Source organism: Filimonas zeae (genome assembly GCF_014641615.1).
Taxonomy (GTDB): Bacteria; Bacteroidota; Bacteroidia; order Chitinophagales; family Chitinophagaceae; genus Filimonas; species Filimonas zeae.
Map to the genome: position 1 here is coordinate 269,894 of NZ_BMIB01000005.1, position 23,966 is coordinate 293,859.

General features: G+C 45.3%; 10 protein-coding genes and 2 tRNA genes. All 12 read right to left on the bottom strand.

What is annotated here, in order from left to right:
• Positions 1 to 18: 18 nt before the first annotated feature.
• Positions 19 to 615, bottom strand: a complete 597-nt coding sequence (locus tag IEY13_RS24745; RefSeq protein WP_188957430.1) for an RNA polymerase sigma factor — start codon at positions 613 to 615, stop codon at positions 19 to 21.
• A 129-nt stretch (positions 616 to 744) separates the two neighbouring features.
• Positions 745 to 818, bottom strand: a tRNA-Pro gene (locus tag IEY13_RS24750).
• An 89-nt stretch (positions 819 to 907) separates the two neighbouring features.
• Complete coding sequence (locus tag IEY13_RS24755) at positions 908 to 1,768, bottom strand: DMT family transporter (RefSeq protein ID WP_188957432.1); 861 nt, start codon at positions 1,766 to 1,768, stop codon at positions 908 to 910.
• 42 nt (positions 1,769 to 1,810) lie between these two features.
• Positions 1,811 to 5,902 (bottom strand): PKD domain-containing protein, encoded by a 4,092-nt coding sequence (locus IEY13_RS24760; RefSeq protein ID WP_188957434.1) that lies wholly within the window; start codon positions 5,900 to 5,902, stop codon positions 1,811 to 1,813.
• On the bottom strand, positions 5,902 to 14,868 hold the full coding sequence (locus IEY13_RS24765; RefSeq protein WP_188957436.1) for an Ig-like domain-containing protein: 8,967 nt from the start codon (positions 14,866 to 14,868) through the stop codon (positions 5,902 to 5,904). Before IEY13_RS24765 ends, IEY13_RS24760 begins: the two co-directional genes overlap by 1 nt.
• Positions 14,869 to 14,980: 112 nt before the next feature.
• Positions 14,981 to 15,796 (bottom strand): helix-turn-helix domain-containing protein, encoded by an 816-nt coding sequence (locus IEY13_RS24770; RefSeq protein WP_188957438.1) that lies wholly within the window; start codon positions 15,794 to 15,796, stop codon positions 14,981 to 14,983.
• 396 nt (positions 15,797 to 16,192) lie between these two features.
• Positions 16,193 to 17,077, bottom strand: a complete 885-nt coding sequence (locus IEY13_RS24775; RefSeq protein ID WP_188957440.1) for a helix-turn-helix domain-containing protein — start codon at positions 17,075 to 17,077, stop codon at positions 16,193 to 16,195.
• A gap of 277 nt (positions 17,078 to 17,354) precedes the next feature.
• Entirely contained in the window at positions 17,355 to 19,295 is a 1,941-nt protein-coding gene (locus tag IEY13_RS24780) for a hypothetical protein (protein WP_188957442.1), read from the bottom strand.
• A 12-nt stretch (positions 19,296 to 19,307) separates the two neighbouring features.
• On the bottom strand, positions 19,308 to 20,876 hold the full coding sequence (locus IEY13_RS24785) for a hypothetical protein (RefSeq protein ID WP_188957444.1): 1,569 nt from the start codon (positions 20,874 to 20,876) through the stop codon (positions 19,308 to 19,310).
• A 189-nt stretch (positions 20,877 to 21,065) separates the two neighbouring features.
• A complete protein-coding gene (locus tag IEY13_RS24790; RefSeq protein ID WP_188957446.1) occupies positions 21,066 to 22,142 on the bottom strand; it encodes a helix-turn-helix domain-containing protein in 1,077 nt (358 codons plus the stop codon).
• A gap of 192 nt (positions 22,143 to 22,334) precedes the next feature.
• Positions 22,335 to 22,423 (bottom strand) — tRNA-Ser (locus IEY13_RS24795).
• A 91-nt stretch (positions 22,424 to 22,514) separates the two neighbouring features.
• Positions 22,515 to 23,945, bottom strand: coding sequence for a chromosomal replication initiator protein DnaA (gene dnaA / locus IEY13_RS24800; protein ID WP_146838049.1), 1,431 nt, complete (start codon positions 23,943 to 23,945; stop codon positions 22,515 to 22,517).
• Between the last annotated feature and the right edge of the window lie 21 nt (positions 23,946 to 23,966).

The following is a 23,966-nucleotide window of genomic DNA, read 5'->3' on the forward strand; positions in this document are numbered from 1 at the left end:
TGGTATGTTACCAAAACATTAAGAAGTGGCATTCGCAGAGTAGAGGGTAAGCAACGCATATACCAGCAAATCTGTTTGTAAGGCCTGCCTTCTGAGAAGCCCCATGGCAGATTTTACATAATCCTTTACAGTATCCTCCGAAACACCCAGCAATACAGCCGCTTCCTGGTAAGACTTTCCTTCCATCTTACACAGTTCAAAAGCCTGCTTTTTACGGGCAGGAAGCAGATTAACGGCTTTGTGCAGCAGCGTCATCTTTTGCATATAGGTTTCCGATACCGTTTCCGTTTCTGTAATATCCGGAATATCGGCGGGCAATTCGCCCATATCTTTTAGCCTGTCGCGTGCAATAGCGCGAAGCCTATTCATAGTCAGATAAAAACTGGTAGAAAACAACCATCCATCCACGGTTTGCTCCTCAGCCAGCCGGTGACGACTCTCCCATAATTTCAAAAAAACGGACTGTAGTAAGTCTTCCGCATCCTGCTGCCGGGGAAGCAGCCTGAAAATATTTCTGAAAACAGCGGCACTATACTGATCATACAATTGCTGAAACACAGTTTCATCTCCATTGCGGAGCGCCTGTATCAGTTCATTGTTATCGAGGGTAGTCATTACGCTGCCAAAATTATAAAGGCTGCTGATGTTCTGCCCGCAAATAGGCATTAAGAAAATGTGAATAGAACCAGGCAGGTTATAAACGAAAAAAGGATAACATTTCTGCTATCCTTTTTTTCTTTCAAGTCGGGAGGACAGGATTCGAACCTGCGACCCCCTGGTCCCAAACCAGGTATTCTACCGGGCTGAACTACCTCCCGAACTTTCTTACTTTGTCAGCTCCTTTCGTTGCGTTCATTCGTAAGTGGGGTGCAAAAGTAAGAATTAGTTTGATACCTCCAAATCTTTTTCAAGTTTTTTTTCGCTTTGCTATTGAAACTCCGGCAATTACCATCAAAGCACCCACAATTGCATACACCGTCACCTTCTCCCGCAACAGCCAAACCGCCAGCACATACCCCAGCACCGGCGTTACAAAAAGCCACATCCCGGCCTTTACCGCATCTTTATGCAGCAAATGCAGCCATAAGCCATAGGCAATAACAGAAACAGGTATCACCAGCCAGCCGAGCGACCAGTAAAAATTGCTGTCAGCCACCAGGTAAATATTATGCCGGTTCAAAAAAGCCAGCGGAATCAGCAACAAGCCCCCGATAGCGGTTTGCCAGGCATTAATTACCAAACGCGGCAATTCCAGCTTAATACCGGCGTAATAGGTGCTGCCGGTAGCCAGGGCCACCTGCCCCAGCAACAATATGACTATACCACCAATGGTAGCGTGACTGTTCTGCAAATTAGGAATGGCTGCTACAGCCAGGCCGGCCATAGCCAGGCCAATACCCAACCACTCTTTCCGCAAAACGGGGCGTTTTAGCCAAATGGCAGACAAAAGAATAATCACCAGTGGCGGCATGGCATTAAACAGACTTACCAGCCCCGCACTCACCATTTTAACGGCAATTACAAAAGCCGCTATATACAGCGTGATATTCAGCAACCCCAGAATAAACAGGTGCTTAAACTCTTTTTTAGTGGGCAACCGGAACTTTCCTGCCCGGATAACATATACAAAACCAGTGAGCAGGCCACCCACCAGCAAAAACCGGATACAGGCCAGCAATAAGGGTTCTACAGAACGGATTCCAAACTTAGTGGCGGCGGTAGCCGACGCCCACAATATGGCGAATAATACGCCTTCTGCTATTTCCATACTACCCCGGGGTTGTTAAAGGGGCAGCAAAGGTACGTTGTCTTATTTCAGAATAGTAACAGTACCCGATCTCGCAGCGTCTCCATTCCTCAGATCAATGATATAGTAATAAGTGCCTACCGGTACCAATCCGCCTGCATTATATCCATTCCAGGGCGTTGTATACCCTACCGAGCGATACACCTGCTGCCCATACCGGTTAAACACCGTAACAGTACAGGCGGCATACATAAACAGGTTAGTGATATTCCAGCTATCATTGATACCATCCCCGTTAGGCGTAAACACGTTAGGAATAACCACCGGCTTCAATACTTTAACCGTTACATTATCTGCAGCCTCACAACCGCCCACTTTTCCGGTTACGGTAAGCCAGAACTCCGCATCATCCACCGCCTTGTAAGAAGGCCGCAGCAACCTGGCATTATTCAACAAAGCTGCGGGCGACCATACATAAGTCACATTAGCCACATCACTCACTACCGGGTTTAAAATAACCACTTCATTTTCAGTTGCTATTACAGAAGCACCGGCATCTACCGTGGGCTGCACATGCACTACCACCTCACGCATTGCAGTATCGGATACACAACCCGCAGCATTGGTCACCACCAACCCTGGGCGATAGGTTTGAGCTACATCATACCGCTTATCCACATTGCGCTGAACCGCAGTAGTACCGTCGCCAAAAATCCATTTCCATTGCACAACAGCACTTCCTGCGCCCATGCTGGCATCGGTAAAGCTTACAGATTTACCCGCACATACCTGCTCTGGTGCCACTGCAAAAGCAGCCAGTGGTTTATTATAAAAACCCGCTACCTGTTTGGTAAGACTATCAATACACCCGTAAGCAGAAGTGACCGTTAAACGAACAGCATAACTACCGGCAGCTACATAAGTATGCTCCGGAGAACGAACATCAGACACAGAGCCGTCATCTGCAAAAAGCCAGGCATATGACAAACTCCCCTCTTCCCCGATAGTAGTATTGTTCACAAAAACAGCCTTACCCTGCGGCATACATATAGCCTCAGGAACAACAAAGCTCACCTGCGGCAGCTGCCGCACATGGGTAGTAAACGAATCAACTCCCGTACACCCTTTATCACTCTTAACAACAAGCATCACCTTATAATCACCATAGTCACGGTATTTTTTAGTAAAATCAGTAGCAGTTGCGTAAGAAGCAGTACCACCATCTCCCAGATTCCAGTTACGCTGCACAAGGGCACCATCGGCAATGAAAGAAACATCTTTAAGCTCAGCAGCAGTTCCCACACATACATTCAAAGGCATAGTAAACCTTGCAACAGGCCTGGGATACACTGTTACTGTGGCAGACACCGAATCCTTACATCCCGATTCAGCAGTAAACACATACCATATGGTATGCTCACCCGCCCCGGCAACAGACGAACTCAAGTTACCGGCCACATCTACACCTGCTCCCTTATATACACCTGTGCCCTTTACGTTATTGGTAACAACAGCACCCGTTACCGGCACCACACCTTGCACACTTTCACAAACAGCAGCAGGTTGGGGATAGTTAAATGCAGGCCTCACATTAAAGGAAGTAACAACAGTAGTATCTGCCACACAACCACCAGCGGTGGTTGCCTTGTAGGAAACAGAATAGATTCCGTAACGCGTATACTTATGAGAAGGATCTGGCTCCGTTGCCGTATTCAGATTATCAGGCGTTGCGTAAGCGTCTCCAAAACTCCAGTTATGCGCAACTATAGCCTGACCATCCGGTACTGCTGAAGTATTGACAAACTTAACTATGCCCGTTTCCGGCAGGCACCCTTCCGGATAAGTAAAAGAGAGTACAGGCCTGGCTGCTACAGTAACCACCTGCACCACCGTATCACTCACACAGGTGGCACTGGCTTTTCCATGCAATTTAATACGGTACGAACCAAAACCATCATACACAAAAGGAGGCGGGGCGCTTGCAGCAGAAACGATACTATTGCCCATATTCCAGTACCACTCTTTCATAACAATGGAACTGCCGGGTTTACTTACAGCACTCACCCTTACCGTATCTCCCATACAAATAGCAGTATCAGCAATAACAATGGTAAGTTCCGGAGCTCTATTAACGGTTATAGAAAAGGCTGTATCAGCCACACAACCTTCTGCCGTAACAACACGCAATGTTTCTGTATGCGCTCCGGCCGTGGTATACAGTTTAGCAGCAACACCGGTATCTGCTACAGCACCATCATCAAAACCCCATTTCCATTTAGTAATAGCAAATCCGTTTGCTGTATTCTTACTGCCTGAAAAATAAACCGAATCTCCTATACACCCTGTATGCGATACAGTCAACGGCGTAAAAGGCGGTTCTTTAACTATTACAGAAGTAAGTATTTTTTCTGTATGATAACAGTTTTCAACAATAGGGTGCGTGCTGCGTACAGGCACATCAATAATACCTGCCTGTGAAAGCTGATAAGTACCCGGCAACTCATATTTATAATAAGTAACCCCACGATACAACACCTCCGCCGAAGGCACAGGATTCGCCTGCACAACATTCGTATTGGGCGATAAGCCAGACACCTCACTCAACAGCCACTCCAGCCGCGTAGGCATATACGCCATTAACACAGACAACTTCATGGGCGTATTTACACAGGTAAATAAATGAGATTGTGCTGTATCGGAAATATTACGCACAGAAAGCACAGCGTTCAGGTTATTGATTAAGGTACCTGCATTGTAGCCATAACTTTCATGACCACCTAAGCCATAAGTAACGGCAGTAAAGGCAGAATCACTACTTACCAGACATTGCTGTTTAGCGGATGTCCACCGCTTAACCACCACCATATAGTTGGTGTCTTGCGGGTGCGTATAGGAATAACTAAAATCCTGCTTACCATCAATGGTAAGAGAAGCCAATCCTTTTTTGGGTATAATAAGTGTGAGATAATTTACCTGAATAATCTGTTCAGTATTGCGATAAAAACCAGTGCGCTTAATACCCTGCTCAACCGGACTTAAAAACATCATTTCCGGATCGCCCAGACTGCCTGCTCCCAAACAACCACCCGACATAAACTGCGCCAGTAATACCGGTTTATCCGCTTCTATTATCTCCGCTTTATTGCTTTCAAAATAATAACTCCTGCTGCTTGCATCATAATCACTCAGCACCTTTCCATTTCTTTTTACCACAGTAGCTGCATCCTTTACCACTACCTTATACATATTCGTCATAAATGAAGAAGCCATATTAGAGGAGGAGGTGGGAGCCGTGTAATAACGCTTGCCCCAGGCTTCGTAAGGAAACACCTGCTGCATGTCGTTATCGCCGCCACCGGCACCTTTTTCGCAGGGGTTCTCCGTACGGCTGCTGCCCGAAAAAAAAGCAATGGGATAACAATCGCCCTGGTCATTAGCAACCGACTTTACCGTAGTACCCGTTAATTCATTTCCCTTTCCACCACCCGTGTTGGCACCCACAATCTGATAAATATCACCCGCATTCAATGTGGTATTGAACGTAACACCGGGCAAATGCCCATCACGCGTAAGCACCGATGGCGTAATAGCCACCTGCGTATTATCATGCTGCGCAACAACGTAAGCAAAGGAAAAACAGTTGTCGGCATAAATCTGCTTGCTATTCAGTGAAGTATAGCTATAACCCCAGGTTTCCACGGGCATTAACATAGTAGCACCCGATGAAGTTTCGCCATAAATATGCGCATAAGCTACTATAGGCACATTACTGCTGATGTGGATAGATACTTTGAAAAGCCCGTCACCGCCCGTTCCGCCAAAGGAAGGCGGCAGATCGTACAACCGGCAATCATAAGCCCCCTTGTCTTTAGGCATCCGGTCAGACATGATAACCGTATTCGCCGGCACCTTGTACACTTTTACAAGGTTAGCCGTTCTCCCCCTTACCGTAACCGTAACCTCTGCCGAATCTTCCGCACTAAAATACAGCACCATATCCTGCGCATTGGTATCGCCGGGCCACTCCATAAACTGGTGCAGCCCATACCCTACCCAAAACTCCTTTCCACGGTTAGACAAACCCTGTGCAGCCGCCTTTCCGTAGAAAGCTGCACACAACAGACATACCAGTATACACCGTATCCACCTATTCATTATCGCACCAGATTTATTGAACCTTTTTTCGTTTGCGTACTACCATCGGTTAACACCAGCTTACACACATAAATGTATACGCCTGATGGCTGCGGCTTGCCCTTCCAGTTACCATCCCAACCCTGCGTTTGATTTCTGGTTTCAAATACTTTCTGCCCCCACTGATTAAACACCATAAACGTTACCTCCTTCACCACAAAACCATATACCCTGATGATATCATTTACTCCATCTCCGTTAGGCGAGAAAGAATTGGGAATAAACACCTGATCCGGCAATGTTGCAGCCGTTGTTTTTTCCGATTGCCTGTCTTGACAAACACTAGCCCCTTTTGCCTTTACCAGAAAGCTCACCTCCTGCCCCGGTCTCAGCACAGACATAGTATGCACCAACCCTGAACTACCGGAAGAAGGCGTTATCCAGGAAACACCACCATCAACAGATACTTCATAGGCAATAGCTCCCGGCACACTACCCCACACAAACCGCAACACATTCACACCGGCAGAATCAACCGTTACAACCGGCACCACCAGTTTTTCCAACACAATAGCAGTGGCCTGCTCCCGCGGTGAAGCGCAACCGTTCTTAACCGCAGCTACATATAACTTTACAACACCTGTTACGTTGGTTACGGTATAACTATTACCAGTGGTTACCAGCGAACCGCCTGAAGCCGCATCATACCAGTTGTACATAATGCCCGCTTCGGGATTTTTCACCTCCAGCAAAGCCGGCTCTCCGGCACATACACGCACAGTATCCCGTACAAAATTCAGGGCGGCATAAGGCAAGGCCTGCACCCTCTTCATAGTATCCGCCACACAACCATCTGCACCTATAGCCTTCATCTTTACCTCATATATACCCGGCTCAACAAACTGCTTCACGGTATCTTTAACGCCTGCTCCTGTATTGTCATCAAAATTCCACTGCCATGCATGAATAGCACCACCATTTACACCGGTGGTACTACCTGTAAAGCTGGCAACATCATTCATACAACCAGAGTAGGCCACCGAAAAATCGCACACCGGCTCATCCAGCACCGTAATAACCAGAGAGGTACCGGCCGTTTGATTACAGCTTTGAATATCCGGGTGTTTATATACCACCGGCACCGTATAAGTACCTGCTGCTGTTACCGCGTAAGATTGCTGTACAGTATAGCGATACAGCTTACGGCCACCTATCATTACCGAATCCAGTGGCACAGGATTTAACTGTACACTATCTGCCCCGGGCGATAACTGAGGAACGGCACCAAAGCCCCACACAATTTCAGCAGGCTTCACAGGCAGCAGCAGATTAAACCGGAACGGCGTACCCGCACAGGTATAAGCACTGTTACGGCCACTGGAATCGTATACGTTTACAAAACCCGGAACGGGATTCAGATTCCGCAACATAGTACCCGCGCTATACGCATAACTCTCCTGTTCGCCCAAACCATACGTAATAGCAGCAAAAGCTACATCGCTGGAAACAGTAGCAGCGGTTGCCCTGGCACTCCATCTTTTTATTACCACCGTGTAACCCGGCAAACCCGGATGGGCATAACTATAATCAAATGCATTACTTCCATCAATCAGAAGTGTTTGCAAACCCTCATCGGGAATAGTAACCACCAGATAATTAATCCGCACGCGGAAGTTTCTGGTACGGTAGAAAGTAGCCTGCTTAATACCCTGTTCCACCGGGCTCAGATATACCATCTCCGGATCACCATAATCATACGTAACACCACAGGCACCGTCAGACAACATATACTGCGCCATCATAACAGGCTGATCGGCTTCTATATAATCAGCTTCATGAGAATAGTATTCATAATACCCCTTACTATCCATCCCCGTTAGCAACACACCGTTCTTCATCACCTTAGTAGCCGGATCTTTCACCAATACGCGATACAGATTGTCCGTAGGCGTTTCCGGATCGTACGGAGAAGGCGCAGGTGCGGTAAGATATTTATAACCCCATGCCTGATACGGGAAGTTTTGCTGAAGCATATTATCGCCACTGGTACCCTGCCCATCGCAGGAGAGCGAAGTACGCCCCGTACCAGAAAACACGCCTACAGGATAACACTTGCCCGTAGGGCCGGCTATAGATTTAATTTTGCTGCCCGTTACCTCGTAGCCCAGTTCCAGGCTACCCGGCTGCAACGCCCCCAGCACCTGATATACCTCACCTTTATTCAGCAATACATTAAAAGGCACATTAGCCGCATGCCCACCTACAGTAGTACACGAAGGTGTAATTTCTACCAGGGTACTATCATGATCAGCCACTACATAAAACCAGGAATAACAATTAGCGGTGCTATATTTCTGCGGTGCCCCTAAAGCATAATACTCATAACCATATGTACCTACCGGCAATAAGATACTAGCACCGGAGGAAGCCAGGCCATAGATATGTGCAAAGGCAGCCACAGGAACATCACTTTCAATACTGATTCCCCTGTCAGACCAGCCTTCCGTTACTAAACGCGCATCCAGCATACCCTGTTTGGGAATAAGATCACTCACCGCATTGGAACCAGGTGTTATATGATACTGACGCTCCCAGGTAGTGCCGTTAATACGCACGGTAACATTAGCCGAATCACGCGCACTGAAATACAATACCATTTCATGCTCGTTAGGCGTATCAAAGAAAGAATTATGACCATACCCTACCCAGAAACGGGTGCCCATATTAGAAGTATCTGCCGGCAGGTACACTTCCGGCACACTTCTTACAACGGTATCGGTAAGCCCTGTAAACCTTGCCAGATAATTCAGCTTTGTCTGGGAAATGATATTTTCAGCCGTTTGTACTTTACCGGCACTATCTGCCAGCCAGCCACCCGAAGCATCGGTTCTTCCCAATCTTATATCAGCCTCCTTAGCAATAAGCCCTTTCCAGGGGTCAAGGTAAAACTGCTGCATCTCAAAATCATCTGCACCACCACCCGTAACCTCAGCATTGGTATAAAAATACATATACTTTCTGCCTGCCGTAATACCCCCCGGCACCACACCAGAGTACCTTCTCATTTTTATCTGCTCAGGCGCTCCGGCACCCCATGTAATAGCACATACCGTATCTGTACCCAGCATAAACACCTGCCTGCTACCCGGCGCAGGCACTGCTGGTATGGCATCACAAACAGGCGGTACTGAAGATGGCATAAACTCATAAGCCCCCAGGTCAGGCACGCCTTCTTCCAGTTTAACAGGGCGCGCCTGCCGGTTAAAATCATCGGCATTGGCACTCAGCTGTACGCCACGGCCATGCATAGCCCATACATGCGCATCAGCAATATCAGGCAGCAGGGTTTCTTCACCCGTTATAGCAGGTTTATATACAATAGAATTCTTTTCCTGCAGCACCGCTTTCCGCCACTCATCCAGCGTAGTAAAATCATTATAGTCAAAGCTACCCAACACCCCACCGGTGGTATACAGCATGTTATAATCGCTGTTAATAGCCTCCCTTTCCGTAATGGAAAATACTTTACCACCACCTGTATGCGAAAAGATATTATTAAACAGTTCAGGAATATCATAGTAATCGCGACTATTGATAAAATAACCTACGTAGTTATCAGCCGTTGAGGCAGAACTATTCTGAACCGTATTATTAAAATACTTGTTGCCCGACTCTGAATCGTAAATAGCATAAGAGTTATCGCCAGTAGTATTTATATTGATAACATTATTACGTACATAGGCCGTGGGCGAAGCCATAAAATAGATTCCATAAAGATTACCGGTATTGTTATGCAATGCCAGTACCTTGTTACGTTCAATCCTGCCCGCATGTGTTTTGGTAGAGGCACAGGAAACCAGATACATGCCATATTTATCCTCCATGGTATGCTCTATCCGGATAGTATTGTCAGTGATACGATAAGCAGAATCGCAGTTCATTAACTGAATACCATACCCACCCCACGACTTACTATCCTTCACCAGCACACTATTGCGCGTAATAACCGGATACCGGGCATAAGAAGCATATATGCCACTCATATAAGCACCTTTAACAAAATTGCTATCTATTACAACAGGCCGCACTTTAGTCATGTAATTACCATTCAGGTAAATACCTATAGCACCATTATTAATTGTATTGCCCTTGATTACGTTGTTATCACCCAACAGATTATCACTATACAGCACCGCCATATCCCAGTTGGAGGCAGTGGTTTCTACCGCGCCAAGCACACAGTTAACAATACTATCAGAGGCTGCCGTATTTCGCAGATCTATCGCACGCCCATAATCAATATTTACCGATTGTATCTGCAGGTTACGGTAGGTAATAAAAGAAGCGCTGTCCAGCTGCAACACATAGTTCTTTTCGGTTTCCGTAGTATTATAGGTAAGCAGCACAGAAGCAGCGATCCCATTATCCGACTGAAAAGTAACTCGGCTACTGTCAGAAGCCCCAAAAATCCGGTGCATTCTCACCTGCTCATTATACACACCTGGTTTTACCTTAAAGGTTACCGCACCTTCTATACCACATTCCATAGCCGCCACCGCTTCGCCAAATGTTTTGAAGTCACCGGCACCACTTCTGTCAATGGTATATACACCAGCCGGGAAAGCAGCATTGAACTGAACTTTTGCAGCCTGCGAATAGCTGGTATCTTTTCCACAAACCACCCGGCAACGCCAGTAGCCGCTGCGCATTACCTCTTTTTTAAAGGCAGGCGTAAACTGCACTTCACTTGCGTTGGTCCATTGTTTTGCGTTAACAGCACTATCCTGCCATACATAAGTTTGAGTGCCGCCCGTTGAATTACCGGTAAGATTAAACTGAACCACTGTACCCATGCATATTCCCGAGGAAGGAAGGGCAGCAGCAACACCCGCCGCAGGCGGCGTGGTACATACAGGAATATTTATTTCGTAGGCTCCCATATCAGCCGAAGCAGTACTTCTATCAACACCCAGAATATCTTTACTAACCGGCACTACTGTACCCGTATTATCCAGCGGCGAAATAGCAGGCTGGTAATTACCGGTTGCCGGATTGGTAAATACAGGATCAATAACAATGGAATGCGCATCCTGTAAGGAAACCGTTTTCCACTGCTCCAGTGTAGTATAGTCGGTACCCGAACGGGATATAATACCACTAATGCCGCCCGGAGCATTTATATAGTAGTCGTTATAATCAAAGGTTACCGCTTTAGAGTCTCCATAGGAGAAGATGGCTTTCTTTTGCCCGTTGCCGCCATGCGTAATAGCAACAATGTTATTTTTAATATACACCTCTTCCGGATCGCCCAGTAACACAAAACCATAAGCATTGGAACCTGTTTGGTTATCCACATTATCCAGCGCAACCGTATTGTGATAGTAAAGCGAGTGGTTAGAAATATAGTTACTGATGGCAGCCCAGGAACCACTGCCGTTCAGATGATACAACAGGTTATTGGAAATCACATTCTCTTCACCGGCAGCCGTTCTGGCATACTCTGTCTGAATACCGAAAGCACCGGCATTATTCAGTTCGTTACCGCCAAATAAATTATGTATACGGTTGCCATTAATCAGCAACTTACTCAGGTTGCCGCCACTGACAATAGCATAATGGGTAGAAAAACTAAGATCTGAACGTGTAGGCCTTGTTATTTCATTCAACTCCACAACGCCGTTAGTGGCATGTTGCACCCGTATACCCTCTTCAAAAAATTCAGTTACCAGATTACCACTTACCTTATTATTCAGCAGCGGATGATCGCTGCTACCCACCAAAGCAATACCCGTTTTACCGCCGGTAATGGTATTATGTTCAAACACGTTACCATCGCACAAAGACTCTCCTTCGGCCAGCGCATCGTTAGTGGAAGAGTTTACCACTATACCACAGTACCCGTCTGCTTTATCCAGCGGAACCTGAATACTACACCTTCGGAAAATGTTATTATCCGCATCATTCATCAATTGTACCCCATACCCGTAATCACTATTGCTGCTTACCTGAACAGTAAGACTATCAAAGATGATAAAGTCAGCACCATTCAATTGAATAACAGCCCTGTTATCCGGGTTATAAGAACCATATTGAATGGTGTTACCATTTCCTTTAAAGGTAACCGTAGCATCGGCAGAAGCACCCGGCACAGGCCCCAGCACCAGCTGTTCGTTATACACGCCACTACCCGCAATTACCATAATAACCACATCATCCTGTATTCCACAGGCTAATGCAGCCTGCACCTGCGTAAAACTGTTGAAATCAACCGTACCAACCGGTGCCAGCTGATTAAGGGTATAGGTACCACCCGGCAAAACATTCCGTGTTACCAGATGCACGGTATCAGAATAAGCCGTTAAACCACTACAGGTTACCGCCATACGGTAATACGTATTACCGGTTGCCCTGATAGCTGTATCCGGACCAGTCATAGCCTGCCCGAAATTAGTATATGGCCCGGCAGCTGATGAGGCATATTGCCATTGATACGTTTGACTGCTGCCAATGGAATAACCTTCCAGGCCAAGCAACACCAGCTCACCGGAACACGCCGTATCCTTGCTTAATGCAGCTTTACCAGCCGTAGGCGGCGAGGTACAAAGCGGTGGCGTAGACTCGTACACGCCAATATCCGGGGTACTAATATTGCGCGTTACCGCCGCTATATCAGCCGGTGCCAGCGAAGTATACAACCCCTTGTTATCAATAGCCGCATTCAGTGGCGTTAAATTACCACCGGCCAGGTTAGTATAAAATGGATTTACAAAAAACGACTCCGTTTCAACTCCTCCTTTACTCTGCCAATCCAGCAAAGAAGCATAATACACGCCGTTGTAAAAACCGATATTAGTAATACCAGCTGTGCCCGGCGGATAATAATAGTTGTTTCTTCTGGCAGCTACCCCCGCTCCCTGCTGCCTGACATCAATACACAACTTATTACCCGGTCCGGAGCCGCTGATAGTAACCATATTGTTATTAAAAACCACACTGGCCATGCCGCCTTCAAAATAAGCGCCCCTTATTACAGAATAGCTCATTGCCGCATTGGCACTTCCATCCAGCGAAATAGTATTGTGATAATAACCCACATTACCCGACTGTGAATTATACAATCCATATACATTCGTACCCTCACCCAGCTGGTACATCAGGTTGTTGCTAATGATGTTATCGTATCCGGCCAGTGTTTCTACATAGGCAAAATAAATTCCGTATATATTCCCGGCCACATCTGCCGAAGCGCCATTGAGCCGGGTAAACGTATTACCATTGATACGCATAAAAGTACTCAGCTGCTCCACCAACATACCAAACACCTCCCAGGAGTTTTCCTTTCTGTATTCTCTGGTAAAAGTATTACCCTCTACAACCGTAGAAAAAGTAATAGATACATACACCCCCATGCGATAAAACTCTCTGATAGTATTATCTGTAAACAGGTTTCTTTTATTGGTAGCAGTATTATACCCCTTTAATACAATACCCCCATACCCTCCGGTAATAATATTGTTCCGCACCGTATTGCTATCGCAATCAGAATCGTTATTCGAAAGCAGGTCAGACGCAGACCCGTTAATAACAACACCCGCAAAATGATCTGAACTGGTGAGGGTATCTGTTGTAATTGAACAATTACTGATGGTATTAGAATCTGCATTATTCAGCAGATGCACGCCATAGCCATACTCCCATTCATTCGCAGCCGTAGCATGTATCACCAGATTATTCAGCCTGATATGACTGGCGCCATTCAGTTTAACAACCGCCCGCTCATCACTGTTGGAAGAGGTAAATTCAATAGCCTGACCATTACCGTTAAACGTAACCGTTTTAGTAGCCGAGGTACCTGGAATTTTTTCCAGAATCAACTGCTCGTTATAAGAACCGCTGGTAGAGGTAACGTTGAATACCACATTGCCCCCAATGCCACACCGGATAAAATTATACGCATCGTTAAACGAGCGGAAATTACCGCCCCCGGCAGGCGCATCTTTATTAATAGTAAACGTGCCTGATACAGCCGCCGGAGAATACACGCTCACCGGCACCGACTGCGCCACCGCACCACTGGCCGTACAGGTAACCACTGCCCGGTAACTTAAACTTGCCGTTTGCGATGTAACTACACTATAAGAAGCAGCACCTGCTATATTTACCCAGTTAACATGATCGGCTGAGGACTGCCATTGATACGTAAGACCGGAGGCCACCGTATTCCCCTGTAAAGACAAACGAAACACCCCGCCCGCACAAACAGAACCGGCAGATGTTAATGCACTACCCGCTACAGGCGTACCCGCACAAAGCACAGCAGGCGTAAATTCAAAAACGATATTGGGGCGGTAATTACTATTGCCATACGCATCGGTTACCGTGGTATTACACAAGTTACCAGAGCCACTATTACCATAGGAATGACTGGCTACAAAATCCAGATCGGTGGTCCAGGTAACAAAAGGGTTACGTGTACTAACGCTGTTGTTATTGGGTTCGCCATTACATATCTCCACTACAATATTGTCGCGGCCATTCCATAAAAAAGGCTTTGAAAAGGTAAAGATATTTTTACCCGGTACCGGGGTATAATCAACAGCCCCATATACCTGAGTAGCACCCTCTATCCAGGAAGAAAGATCTAAGGAAGCAACAGTAGTAGTGCCTATTTTAATAGCCAGCTGCTCAAGCAGGGCATCTTTTCCGGAAACTGTTTTAATTATCTGAAAAGACAGTGCATTAATAAACCCGGAATCCATGCCTGCTGCTTTTAATTCAGAAGCGAGGTATAAGTACTGCGCACGCCCGGCCTGGTTAGCATCCTGCAATGGACAAGGCAGCGTCCAGTCTTCATTGCTATTGGTACCTGTACCTATAACAATATCCTTTTGTGCGTGAACACGCACTATTGACATGCATACAAAACAAAACAACAGTATCACATTTCTGCCAATAGCAGAAATGAACACCTTTCTCAAAGCAGTCATTTTAATTAGTTTAATGGTTTTATCACATGCACTGTTGCCGGCATGCGATTACAACAAATTTTACTACTTAAAAAAACAAAGCATATCACATTTAAGAATAGTAATAGTACATTTAAGAAACAGCATTCTGCCTGTTCTGCCGGAACTGCATAGGAGTAACACCGGCCTTTTTATAAAAGAAGCGGCTGAAATAAGATTTATCAAAACCCAGCTCATAAGCAATTTCAGTAATGCTTTTACTGGAGTTTGCCAAAAGCTCCTGTGCCTCTGCCTGTTTGCGCATATCAATCAACTGCAATACACTTTTACCCATTACACGGGTGGTAATATAGTTTAACGAACGAAGTGAAACATTCAGCTGCTTTGAATAAAAATCTACCTTATGGTTATGAGAAAAATTATCTTCCAGCAACATCATAAATGCTTTACAAGTCAGATAATCTTTCTCTTTACAATCCCCTCTGTTTCCCGTAGCCTTTCTTACAAAATCAATTTTAGCCAGCAACGCCAGCAGCAGATACTGAATAGTGCGCTCGTTTGCATTGTTGCTTACGCACTCATAGCATATCATTTTAAACAATTGTGAAACTGCCTCCTGTAAGGCAAATGAGGTTAGCGGAAGATTACAGGCATCAAAAAACGCCGCAAAGAGGCCCGCACTATGATGTGGCAAAAATCCTGTTTTAAACCTTACCCTATAACCATGCACCCTTTCATCAGGCACAAACCTATCGTTTACACCCGGCGGTATATAAATAACAGCAGGCAGGCTCACCTGCCCGCCATAAAAGGCCGTATTCCTGGCTGCACCTCCTTGCTCCAGCAGTATTAGTTCTGTGTAGTCTCTCTCACCCTCCTGCAACATGGCTACGCCGGTACACGGCGCTCCGCACGGCATTAATTCGCCACACTCAAATAACGTATTCATTGGTTAGTTCGGTTTTTCTCAATACGATTACTGTCTATAGTTGCACATACTTTTACAAGGCCATATCAATTAAGATATAGCAATCATTATTTTGTATGGCTTACAGGTAGTTGCACCAGGCAAGGGCAGAAAATAAACAGAACAGTTTTGGTGGTACGTTTCAACGGTCAGCGGTATTATTCCAAACACATTTCTTTAAAGCAAATCCATTTCCACAGCAGCAATCTCCGTTTTATTTCAATACAAAAACCAGTGGAAAACCATTATATATTATATAGATGTATGAACATTGTTGCACTTTTCTGCAAGCGGATTGTACTTTTCATACACCTGCCATAAAAGAAGCAAAAAAACATATGCTTTCAAGCCCCTTTTATGACACAGACAATACAACTATCAGAACGCATGCTGTATTCTTTTAAAGCTGGAAAAACTCACGCCTGCTTCTTTCTTAAAAAACTTACTAAAATGCGCCACATCATTATATCCCAGCTTATAGGAAATCTCTTTCAGGCTCATGCTATCCCAGTGTGCCTGTCGCTTCGCCTCCAGCACAATCCGTTGCCTGATATGATAGCCAGCAGTGTAACCAGATACTTTTTTCACTTTAATATTCAGATAGTTGGGTGCAATACTAAGCCTTTCAGCATAATCTGATACCTTTTTCAGGGTAAGAAAATGCACATCAATCATTTCCAGAAACTTCGTTACCAGACTCACATCATTTTGCATGTCATTATCCTGTAACAGCGAATGATCTGCCAGGCGACTCAGTTGTATCAGAAACACTTTCAGCAGAGTGTGCATCATTTCATTCCTGAATTCAGATACGCTAAAGTATTCTTTCACCATGCTCTGCAGCAGTTGCATCAGTTCTGCTTTCACCTCATCATGCACTTCCATGGCAATCATACCATACGCCTTAAATACACCCGAATATAGCAAACGGGTAAGATCATCATTCAAGGAACAGAAATCAGCAGTAAAGCTCAGCACCAATCCCTTAGCCGACATCAGGCTCTCAAACTGAAGCGACTGCCCCGGGTAAATACAATACACCGTACTACAGGTAACCACCTGCTCTTTCATATCTACCAAAAAACTACCACCCCCTTCTTCTACCCAGAAAATAAGAAAGCTATTCTCTTTTACCATGGATGTACGGCTTGCACAGCTCTGTGCAATGAAGGACGACAGGTCAAAAATGCGCATGGCGTTAGACTGCTCCCTACCCATTGTTGCTTCAACAGGCGCTTCTGTAGTATGTATGGTATTGCTCATGCTCTTATATAAGGCAATGAACCTGCCAACCGCCAATTAATTAAATATCAAACAGTTGCAAAACAACCCCCAAAACTACCGTACGATATATCGTAAAACTACGAAACAAGCCGCCAGCCCCCTATCTGCCCAATTAACCGATCACCTGATTACGGTATACAAACAGGCGCAGACAAATGCAATCCGCTGAAGGAATTGCCAAACGATATAAAACAAAAAGAGGCTGCATCATAATTGAATACACCCCCTTTCCGTTCATAAAAATCAGCAATGCCAGTTAAAAAGCCTTATCGCTCATATAAATTTTATTATCCAGATTCAGGTATAGCTTATTGTCCACCCCAAACCTCGCCCAGGTTTTGAAATAATTCACGCCATTATACCGGTTCATATCAATCTCTCCTTCGGGCAGTTTCAGGTTGATGGCTGAAAAATCCAGTGGATTGCCCGGTCCTGAAACCACAAACTTACCTACACCATAAGCAACATAATACCCGGAATTGCTGCCCGAAAATGGCAGGATAGAGCCAGCTGCGGAATAGGTACTGCCACCATCTGTAGTAAGGTAGGCTGCATTTTCACGCGCCGGATAATAGGCGAATCCGTTAAAAGGATTATAGTAAAATCCGGTAGTGCCTTTTGCCGCAGTAGCCAGCGGAATGCGGGTGGAAGCAGGGTCGTAGTTAGCAGCACGATTGGCCAGCTTATCAAAAACCGGGCTACCTAAAGACGCCTTAGTCCAGCTGTAATTTGCGTAAGCGCCTCCCACCCCGCCAAAACCCAACTGAAAGTACACATGCACCCGACCTTTCAATTCTGTAAAATGCAAGGGCTCAGCAGACATAAAATTTCTCAGATTCAGCGGATCGTCTACCGCAATAGTACTTGTTTGCCAGGTAGTACCGCCATCTTTTGATACATTCACAAATACATTTTCTATGGAGTAGATATCGCCATTGGATGCCACAAAAGCACCATCAGAAGATAGCCCTGTATGTTTCCATTGTCCGTTCTCCAGCAACAGCAGGGAAGGGTAAGCAGGGTTAAGCGCCGCCCCCATAACGGTACCTATGGGTGTAGCGTGGCGAACCGCACAAAACACTTTTCCATTGTTGTGGGGTGCCATGTTCAGAATTACGTTTTCATACTGCTGCGGCGCGCCAATGGCGGTATATTTTCCATTGGCATCTATAGCATACAGCCCCTTGCTCATAAGGCCGTTGGCGGCCGAAACAATGCCCGCTTTTGTTGCCTGCACACTCATGGCGCTAAACCCGGCGTAAGGGCCCGGTAAAGGCAACCGTTGCCAGGCGCTTCCACTGTACTTATGAAGGGCAGCCCCCTGCTTGCGGTTTTCGTAATCGAACCCCAGATTAGTGGAACCAGCGTATAACACACCTTGTTCATCCGTAGCAAACTTTTCAAAGGCGGGCAGTCCGGCAGTTTGAAAAGATACCGAACGGCTGGTCATAGTAGTAGTATTGACAATGGCAACACCACTGGCCCCCTGCATATACACATATCCATTATGGTCGTGGCTTACAGGGCTATAAATATCATTATAGCCAATGCTGGTTTTATCTATATTGATATTTACATCCGTCCATGTTTTGCCTGCATCTATAGATTGATAGAACCTTCCACCACCCAGGTAAGAATACATCTTTCCATCGGGATGAACCAGAAACCCAACAGCCAGGTTACCAGAGTAGTTGAAGCGATTTTGTGGAATGGCGGTGACCATCCAGGTTTTGCCATCGTCGGCACTTTTGTACACACTCCCGTTAAAGGAACCGGCGTAAAAATTGCCATCCCTTCCAATGGTTACTTTAGGATAGTTAAGGTTGCCGGGCGCAATGGCTTCAGGGCTTCCTGAGCCACTGTAACGCCTCAGCAGGTTTTGGTTATCAAAATAAACAATCACACCAGATTCAGATACGGCAGCATCCGCCGGCTGAAAAGCTCCCAGCTTTTCCCATGTGGTACCATTACCGGCATAGGTTTGTCTGGTGGCATTTTCATCAATAACCGTTACAATAAAAGCATTGCCTTTACGGTTGGTGGCAAACCAGGTAATGATGGCGGCCGATGAGCCCGCAGTACCTATACGGGTAAAATTTGTGGTTCCTGACTTTGCAGGATTACTATCAGCACCCGAATCTTTTTTGCACGATGCCAAAGCGAGCAGGCATAGAAATAACAGGCAGTATTGTTTCATAAAAATTATTTATTATCTCACTGAAAATCCAAGCCCCTTACAATCGCTGCAAATGCTTTTCCCAATTACATCTTTTGTGGTGGTAGTGGTAATCTGGTTATAGATCATCTTGCCCGTTTTCTCGGTAGTTACGCGGCTTACAGTAGCCATCATACCACTGTTATTACATCTGGCACAAGCGTTGGCAGACACCACGTCTGTAGCCGCAGGAATGAATGCAAAGGCATCCTCTTCTTTGTTAATACGCTCGTAATTGCCATGCCTGTCCTTTACAAATTTGATGACCGACCATTTTTTGGTGGTCTGGTTCTGATCCAGTACCACATACAGGCCATTGTAGGTTTTTACCAGCACGTTAAACGGGATGGAATTAAGACGGGGCCGGTTAATTTTAGCCAGATACGCAGAGGAAGGCTGAATAAAGGCAGGGTTTACAAAAGCCAGCTGACCGTTATTGAGCGTCCAGAAAAATAAGGCTTCAGAGGGGCGTACATCCTGGCTCCAGTTTACAGGTAGCATCATTACTTTGCCCGCAGGTTCAGCTACCACCAGTTTGTAATTATATCGCGTCAGGTTGCCCCAGGTGTCGTTTGCTAATGCACCATTAATATCCAGCTTTACACTATCCAGCAGTTTCAGTTCGCTGCCCGTCCACTCTTCTTTGCGCAGCATAGAGGTAGCGCCATCCAGTGTATAAAAGTATTTGCCCCATGCGGCAGACCAGCAACCTGGCGCATTGCCAACAGGCCGTTTCTGATCGTATACCACCTGGCCATTTTCCATGTTAACAACCACCTTGTGAATGATGTATTTATTATCCACGTATTCCTTGTCCTGCCCCATACCATATTTTCCGGAAAAAGCAGTGAGAGATACAGGAGGCTTAAAATACAGCACCTCGCCATCAGCAGGCCGCAGGGTGGTAAAATCATTAAAAGCGCTGGGCCAAACCAGCAGGTTACCTTCGTTCAGAAAAAAGCCGGTAGGGTTAATCCAGGAATCCCGGATATTAAACTCCTGTCCTTTACCAAAGGTGCGCAGGGTTTGCACCACCTCGCCGTTAGCCGGGTTTATAATACAAAGCTCCGCGGCGTTCATTTTAGGGTACATCAATCCCTTCACCTTTTTAACCGTCAGCTTTGCAGCCACCAGCAAATTACCATCCGGCCGCTGACCGAGTATAAAGTATTTATCAGGCCACTGTATCTTGTTACTGGCATTCCGGCAGTCGGGGTAATACCACGACATATATTTCCGGTATTTTACCCAGTCAGCATCTCCTTTATACCCATCATCATCTACAGCGTTACCGTAGATGCTCTTTTGATCGGGTGCCAGAACTACATTGGAGTACCTTATACTAAGGGTACCCTGGCTTTGCCAGGTATAGTTGTCCAGGTTTAGAAAAATGCCCCATTTATCCCGGTTGTCATTCGTTTCATGCACACAAAGGGTTTTTCCATCGGGAGACAGCAGATAATCCGGACTGGTATTAGTTACCATAAGGGTTCCGGTTTTGGGTTGGGCGCTGGCATTAAAAGCGCAAATAGCAGCAAGAATAAACAGCACTTTTGATTTCATAAGGTGACTACAATTTTGCGCCTAAATTGCCGGGAAAGCCATTAACGGCATAATTAAGGCAATCTAACCTTACCAACCCTGTACTAACTGCTAAAAAAAGTAATGATAATCAATTCATTACAACTACTCAACCAACAACCGCCTCTTCCAGGCTAAACGGCACAGGAGTAGTTATCAGGCTTTGAAAGATTACTGAGCATGCTCTTCCTTAAACACCTGCGGCGTTTTACCCACATGCTTTTTGAATACAGAAAAGAAAGAAGCTCTGGAATTGAAACCGGAAAGCTCTCCTATATATTCTACTTTGTAAGAGGTACAGTCGGGACTTATAAGCAGCCGCCTGGCTTCTTGTACCCGGTACTTATTCACCATTTCAAAAAACGTCATTTTTAAATGAGTGTTAATAAAAGCGGATAGCACAGCCGGGCTTACACGTAAAAGCACGGCCACATCATGCAACTTTAACCCCGGTTGGGTATGTATTTTTTGAGACATGAAAAGCTGCTCCAGTTTTTCGTGCATGTCATCTCCATACTTTGGTTGCTTTTGGGGCTTTTCCAGCAGCTCCACCTCCTCCATAAAATGGTTCAGCGGGGCCACGGCTTCTGCAAAAACCTTGTATTCGGCTTTGTTATATATAACATGGTACGATAGCCCCTTGTAAATCATAAACACATACATGCCTATGGCAACCACAGGCGCTGCAATTAAATCGGAATACACATGGGCTTCTCCGGTTACCAGCATAGGCACTACATAAGCCAGCAGCAGCAAAATGTTGGCAACAATAATGCAGCTTAAAAAAGCCCGCTGCCACGTTACAGATACTGCTGTTTCGGTTACACCCAAATCGGTTGCAGTATGTTTATAGTAAGCCACCTTTTTCCAGGCAATGGTGAGGTAAAAACCAATATGCAGCAGCAAAAACAGGTTTATGCCATTAATAAAATCTTCTTTACCGGCAATTACCTGGTTTAGCAAACGCATCTGCTCCTGTTCAGGAATAAGCAGATAGTAAGTTGAACTAAATAACACTATTACAGAGGGCACAAAATGCCACACATTGCGCGTTACAGTTGTAATACTTTTTCCCTGAATAAGGTAGATATAACACAACAATACAGGGCCGAAGGTGAGGTTGATACCAATGTTCAACGGAGCCAGAAACAGAAGGCGATGTTGATGAAAAAGGAGAAAAACAATATTGAGCGCAATGCTGAGGGGAACGTAAAATACCAGCAACGCCAGAAACACATTTGCCTTCACATTATTTTTTCTGAAAAGCAAACTGCAAACAATGGTAACCAAAACAACAATCGCTACCAGGTTCAGTTGACAAAGAAACGGTTCCGGATGCATGCGCTTACTATTATTAATTGGTCACAATAATTATTATAGCACCTCAAATAGTTTAAAACAAAAAAGCCGCTGAAATTCAGCGACTCTTTTTAAAGCTTGCGGTGAGGAAGGGATTCGAACCCTTGGTACAGTTTAACCCGTACGGCAGTTTAGCAAACTACTGATTTCAGCCACTCATCCACCTCACCGTTTCCCTTATTTCGTTTCGTTAAGGGTTGCAAAGATAAGAGTAATTTTCATTTTTCAAAATCTTATTGCAACTTTTTTATAATCACTTCTTTACATAGAAGCCAACTGCACTTTCTGCGTTAACTCCATTACGTTTTCACGGAATAAAGTATCGGTATCCATCAGGTCTTTTACAGTTTGACAGCTATGTATAACCGTGGTATGATCGCGCCCGCCAAAGTGCTCCCCTATCGTTTTAAGAGAGTTTTTAGTGAACGATTTTGCCAGGTACATAGTAATCTGTCTTGCCTGTACTATTTCGCGCTTACGGGTCTTCTGTAACAGTTTATCGTAAGCCACATCAAAGTATTCACATACCATTTTCTGAATAGCTTCAATGGTAATTTCCTTGTTGCTGGTTTTAACAAAGTTGCGCAGCACCTTCTTGGCCAGCTCCAGATCAATCTCCCGCTTATTCAGCGATGACTGAGCCAGTAAAGAGATTAAAGCACCTTCCAGCTCACGTACGTTGGTGGTAATATTATATGCTACGTATTTTACTACTTCGCGTGGCATATCCAAACCATCGTTGCGCATTTTCATTTCCAGAATTTCAATACGGGTTTCGTAGTCGGCCATTTGTAAGTCGGCACTTAACCCCCAGCGGAAGCGGCTTAATAAACGCTCCTGCATACCATCCAGATCCTTTGGTGCTTTATCAGATGTTAATACCAGTTGCTTACCACTCTGGTGTAAATGGTTAAAGATGGCAAAGAAGGCATCCTGCGATTTTTCTGCACGTGCAAAAAACTGCACGTCATCAATAATCAGTACGTCTATCAGCTGATAAAAATGAATAAAGTCGTTAATGGCGTTATTACGGCTGTGATCCTGAAACTGGTTAATGAATTTTTCACTGCTAACATATAATACCACCTTGTTGGGGTGCAGGCGTTTTACTTCGTTACCTATGCCCTGTGCAAGGTGTGTTTTACCTAAACCAACACCACCATATATAACCAGCGGGTTAAAAGAGTTTGCGCCTGGCTTTTCTGCTACCGTTTTACCGGCTCTTCTGGCCACACGATTACAATCACCCTCAATAAAAGTATCAAACGTATAAATGGGGTTCAGCTGCGGATCAATCTGCATCTTCTTTAACCCCGGTATTACAAAAGGATTTTTAACCGGATTATTAATAACCAGCGGAAAGTCCATTTCATTATTTGTATATACTCTTGCCGTGCTGGCAGGTACATCCATAGAACCGCTACGCCCTTTGTTACCACTATCTACCATGATGCGGTATTCAAGTCTCGCATCTTTGCCTAATTCACGCTTCAGGGTTTTAGCAAGCAGGTTTACATAATGCTCTTCCAGATATTCAAAAAAGAATTGGCTGGGTACCTGTATCATTAACACACTTTCTTTCAGCTCAACAGGCTTAATAGGCTCGAACCAGGTTTTAAAATGCTGCCATTCTACTATATCCTTAATTATTTTTAAGCAATTGGTCCAAACTATGTCAGCGGTCTTGGCCATATTATCTTTAAACTATTTATG